This window comes from Xanthovirga aplysinae (assembly GCF_009711365.1).
Taxonomy (GTDB): Bacteria; Bacteroidota; Bacteroidia; order Cytophagales; family Cyclobacteriaceae; genus Xanthovirga; species Xanthovirga aplysinae.
The window spans coordinates 1-4,955 of record NZ_SMMB01000872.1 but is presented as its reverse complement, the minus strand read 5'-3'; the positions used below and the strand labels follow the sequence as shown (position 1 = coordinate 4,955).

At 35.6% G+C, this 4,955-nt stretch carries 2 protein-coding genes; both read right to left on the bottom strand.

Going from position 1 to position 4,955, the window contains the following annotated elements; all coding sequences use genetic code 11:
• Positions 1-134: 134 nt before the first annotated feature.
• Positions 135-512: a response regulator gene (locus E1171_RS07145; protein WP_155205325.1), complete on the bottom strand. Its 378-nt coding sequence runs from the start codon at positions 510-512 to the stop codon at positions 135-137.
• Between the two features lie 3 nt (positions 513-515).
• On the bottom strand, positions 516-4,760 hold the full coding sequence (locus E1171_RS07140) for a PAS domain S-box protein (protein ID WP_155205324.1): 4,245 nt from the start codon (positions 4,758-4,760) through the stop codon (positions 516-518).
• Positions 4,761-4,955 lie beyond the last annotated feature (195 nt).

The window sequence follows — 4,955 nt, the reverse complement described above, 5'->3', positions numbered from 1 at the left end:
ATCACCTGTTGAGATTTCAAAATACAGTAACCAGATTTAAAATTTCCTTTTTCATAGCGAAGCATATAATTAGTCTCCGCAAAAATATCCTCCAGCTTACTTAAAAAATTCTTAGTAAAGTTTATAATCATACATTAACTGGTATATTCCTTTACCAATTCCACCAAGCGATCAAAATCAAGAGGTTTTGGAAGAAACTCATTTATTCCTGCCAACTTGAAATCCTCCATTGAATAATTGGGTGCATTACCTGTAATCGCAATTATGGGTGTAGCCGATTTCTCACTATCTCCTAATGCTCTAATTTGTCTAGCACATTCCATACCATCCATTACAGGCATGTTGATATCCAATAAAATAATGTCAAAGGATTCTTGTTGCAGTTTATCCAAGACCTGACGTCCATTTCTAGCGGCAAAGATATGATAACTCTGAGCTTGTAAAATTCTTTTTGTCAAATTTTGAATCACTGAGCTATCCTCAGCTACTAATACTTTTTTTGTAGTTGCCATTGATTAATGGTTTATGGGCGTAAAAAAATAGTTTTTGAAAGTTTCAAAAGCTTTACTTAAAGTGAGCAGGTTTTTTTCCAAATGCTTTAATCTACCCTCTTTCACATCAGCTTCAATTCGCCGGGCATAAGCGGCAAGCTGGTCTACCCCCAATGTACCTGCATTTCCTTTAAGGGTATGCAATATATTTAAAATTTCTTTATAGTTTTCATTTTTAAAAGCCGAAAAAGAACTTCTAATTAACTCCTCGGCCTCTTTTGCAAAATCTTCCATGGTAGAAATTGCCTGTTCTTTACCAACAAATTTCTCCAATTGTTGAATAATTTCCTGATTTATAACCTGTTCAGTTTCTTCCGGAAATTCATCATTTTTATGGGCAGGAACAATTCCTATTACCTTTTCTTCTTTCTCTTTCCTCTTAACTTTTATTTCCTCCTTAAAGGCTTCCTTTTGAAAAGAATCAGAAGAATTGCCTGCCTTTATTGTCTTCCTATTTCCGAGGTTTATTTTTTCACCTTCTTCATTTGGATTCCTCTCCACCCTGCTCTTATCCTTTTTACCTTTTACTAACCAGGTTCTAACCTTGTTTATTAAATGCATAGCCTTAATAGGCTTGGCCAGATAATCATCCATTCCTTCCTGTAGAAAACGATTCCTATCTTCCTGCATAGCATAAGCTGTCATGGCAATGATGGGTGCAAGGTTGGGAATATTCAATTGACGAATTCTTTTAACCGTTTCGACACCATCCATGACAGGCATCTGAATATCCATAAAAATAACATCATAAGATGCTTTTGTGAGCCGGTCTATAGCTTCCCATCCACCTACCGCCAGATCCACCTGACAACCTGCGGATTTTAAAATCTCACCTGCAACCTGTCGATTAATTTGGTTATCATCAACCAAAAGAATTTTAGGACTGTAATCCCCAAAAAAATCCTTATTAGCCATTCCTTCCTTAAGGGACAGCTCTTTTATTAGTGGAATTTTATCCGTTTTCTCTGCTTCAAAAGTAAACCAAAAAGTGCTACCCACTCCCAGAGTAGAAGATACCCCAATATTCCCATTCATCAAATGGCATAGCTCCTTAGTAATTGCCAATCCTAACCCGGTTCCTACATAAGATTTGGAAGAAGATGTATCTAATTGGGTGAAGGAACTAAATAATTTACTGACATCGGTCTCTGATATTCCAATCCCTGAATCCTTCACCTCTCCCTTTAATAGATATAGATTTCCCTTCTTTTTGTTAACTTTTAGAGAAATGGAAACCCTACCTCCCCCTTCTGTAAACTTAATGGCATTGGAAGTTAAATTGGAAAAGACCTGTAAAAGGCGAGTTTCATCAACCATTATAAATTCTGGAACATCTTTATTCACATTGGTCTTAATTGTAATATTCTTTACCACCGCTTGCTGGGAAAACAAAGCTTCAATTTTTTCTATAACTGACCGCAAGGGTACAGGAGATTTTTTCAGCGTCATCTTTCCAGCCTCTATTTTAGACAGGTCCAGAATATCGTTCAAAATATGAAGTAGAGTTTCCGAAGATTTCTTTATTGTTTGTACATACCTTTTTTGATCCTCATTCAAGAATGTACTATTGATCAGATCTATCATCCCAATAATGCCATTCATCGGTGTTCGAATCTCATGGCTCATATTGGCCAAAAACTGCTCCTTAACTTTGAGGGAGTTTTCGGCCACTTCCTTAGCCTTCATCAATTCTTCATTGATTTGCTTTAAAGTGGTGATTTCCCTAGCTACTCCCTCAATGGCAATAGGATGATTTTCTTTATCATAAATTAAACGAATGTTGCAAATACATTGAATAATCTGTCCATCCTTTCTTATCAAGGAAGCCTCAAAATTTCGTACACTTTTCTTTTTTAATAGTTTTCGAATTAAATTTTTAGTTTTTTTATTGTATAGGTAGTAATCAGTAATATTTTTATTCATTACCTCTTCAGCTCTGTACCCCATGAGTTCAAGAATTGATGGACTCACAGTAGTGATGGCCCCCATTGGGCAACAGGTAAAGTAAAGGTCTTGAAATGACTCAAAGATATTTCGATATTTTTCTTCACTTTCTCGAACTGCTAAGGCTGCTTTTTTCTTTTCTGTAACTTCCAAAGCAATACCGGAAACCTCCTGAACAGTAGATTTAGAACCTTTGGTCTGCCCAAAAACGGGATTTAAGAAAATATCCAACCAAACATCTCTATTTTCCTTGTCTTTCATCTGTGCCTCAAAATGCTGGGCATTTCCTTCAAAAGCCTTTAGAAAATACCTTCTCCATTTCCCAAACAATTTGGTGATTTTTCGACTTGAATCATGAATTTCCAAAGGGTCTAAACCATAAATCCTTTGAAAAATACGTTTAAAGTTTTCGTTTAAAGAGGTCAATTTAAAGGATCGATCTACCGACCAGATATAATGACTTTCACTCTCAAAAATAGCCTTTAAGCGAGCAGTTTGCTTATTGATTTTATTTTCCTTTTGTTTTTTCTCAATGGCCATAGCCACCTGACTGGAAATAAAATCTAACAACTCAAGATCTTTGTAGTCAAAACCAGGGATCTCATGATATGACTGTACAGCAATGACTCCAATAGTTCGCGTTCCCAATCGCAAGGGAACACCCATCCACATGCGAGGTAAAGGGCCATATTGAATTACTTCTTTTTGTTCCTGGAGCCTAACAATATCCTCCTCATACAATAACAATGGCCTTTGAGTTCTCATGGCAAACTCAGTTAACCCCTTACCATAAACTCTTTCATTATCAATAAGAACCTCCGGATAGTTCTCATCGATATAGTATGGAAAATTAAGTTTGGTTTTAGCCTCGTCTACTAAAGCAATGTAATAATTCTCTATAGGTATTACATTTTTAAGCTCCCTGTGAATAGAAGCATAAAAATTTTCCAGTCCTTTTGTATTTAAGACCAAATCGGCAATGTTGTAGGAAGCTTTTAAGGCTCTACGAACTTTTGTCTGTTCTGTGATATCATTTAATACTCCCCGAAATTCAACTACTTTACCATCTGCCTTAGAGCAATTAACTTTCCCACTGAGGTCGATACTGCGACCATACTTATTGATAAAGCAGGTTTTAAACCTTCCAATTTCTTGGCCGTTACCTATCTTTTCCAATTGGATCTTTGTAAAATCAAGGAAATCCGGATGTATAATATCCTTTAGGTTTAATTTACTGACTTCATCTCCTTTATAGCCCATCTTTTGTTTCCAGGCCTTATTCGCAAAACTCAATTGATAGTCAGCTGAGAAAAACTGTATCAACTCATTGGATGTATCAAAAATCTCCCTTAGTTGGGCATTTCTCTTTTTTAAAGTCTTTCTAATTTCCCCTTCTTGCGAAATATTTTCGGCTGCTAACGTAACCCCTACAATCTCCCCTTCATTCTTGTGAATTTCCAGAACACTATATCTGGCAAGAATAAAATTCCCTTTCTTGGTCCTTAAAGATGCCTCGGCTACATCAGAAGACCTTTTTCCCTGTAGGATTTGTTTCAAATTATTTTTTGAGTCTATCCAATTAACCTGGTCAACCAATAACTCATGAAAGTTTTGATTCATAAGTTCCGATTTACTATAACCAAGGGCATTTAAGCCCGACTTATTGCAAAAACAAATCTCCCCACTTACTGATAAGGACATCACATAAAAGGAAGTATTGTCTAGCATTTGCTGCACATGAGGATCTAGCATTTTATGAAAATCACCCCTTTTCTTATTATTCTTTTTGTTTTCAGAGTTCTCAATTGAAGGGGTCAGTATTTGTCCCTTTTTATCCTTGGGAATATTTCTTAGAAAAATTTGAATGCATTCATTCCCTTCCCAGTTGACCTTTTCAAAAGTTAACTCCGCCTCAAAAAATCGACTACCCTTAAAAGTTTTAAGCCTGGTTTTGAGAGTAACTTGCTCTCCGTCTCTTACAATATTAAGCCCCTCATTTAATTTAACACCCAACTTTTGATCCTTGGAAGGAATATCAGCTTGAAATTCATCCAACTTTCTTCCTAAAAGCTGCTTTCTGGCACCACAAAAAAGCTCCTCCGCCTTTTGATTACAATCAATAATTTCCCCATTCTTTAATAGCAGAATGCCAGTAGAAGATGAGTTAAATAGGCTATTAAACTTATTCTCAGAAGCCGTGAATTTATCCTGAAGCTTTTTTAATTCAAGTATGAGTTCACCTTTGCTTTTAGACTCCAGATTCATGAAAAAACAGGATTAGTATTGAACCAGAATAGCATGAAAAAATGAAATTTGCTTTTCTCTGGAAATAAATTTTCAATTAAAAACTAAAATAAAAAATCGTGAATTAAAGGTAATCCATAAAAAACAAACGATTCCATTCATCTAAGATAACAAAATTTTCTAATAAAGGAATGTTCAACAAAACTAATTACAATG

Excerpts from the sequence above, each read along its gene's own strand:
- E1171_RS07140 (WP_155205324.1), bottom strand. The coding sequence starts at position 4,760 with ATGAATCTGGAGTCTAAAAGCAAAGGTGAACTCATACTTGAATTAAAA.
- E1171_RS07145 (WP_155205325.1), bottom strand. The coding sequence starts at position 512 with ATGGCAACTACAAAAAAAGTATTAGTAGCTGAGGATAGCTCAGTGATT.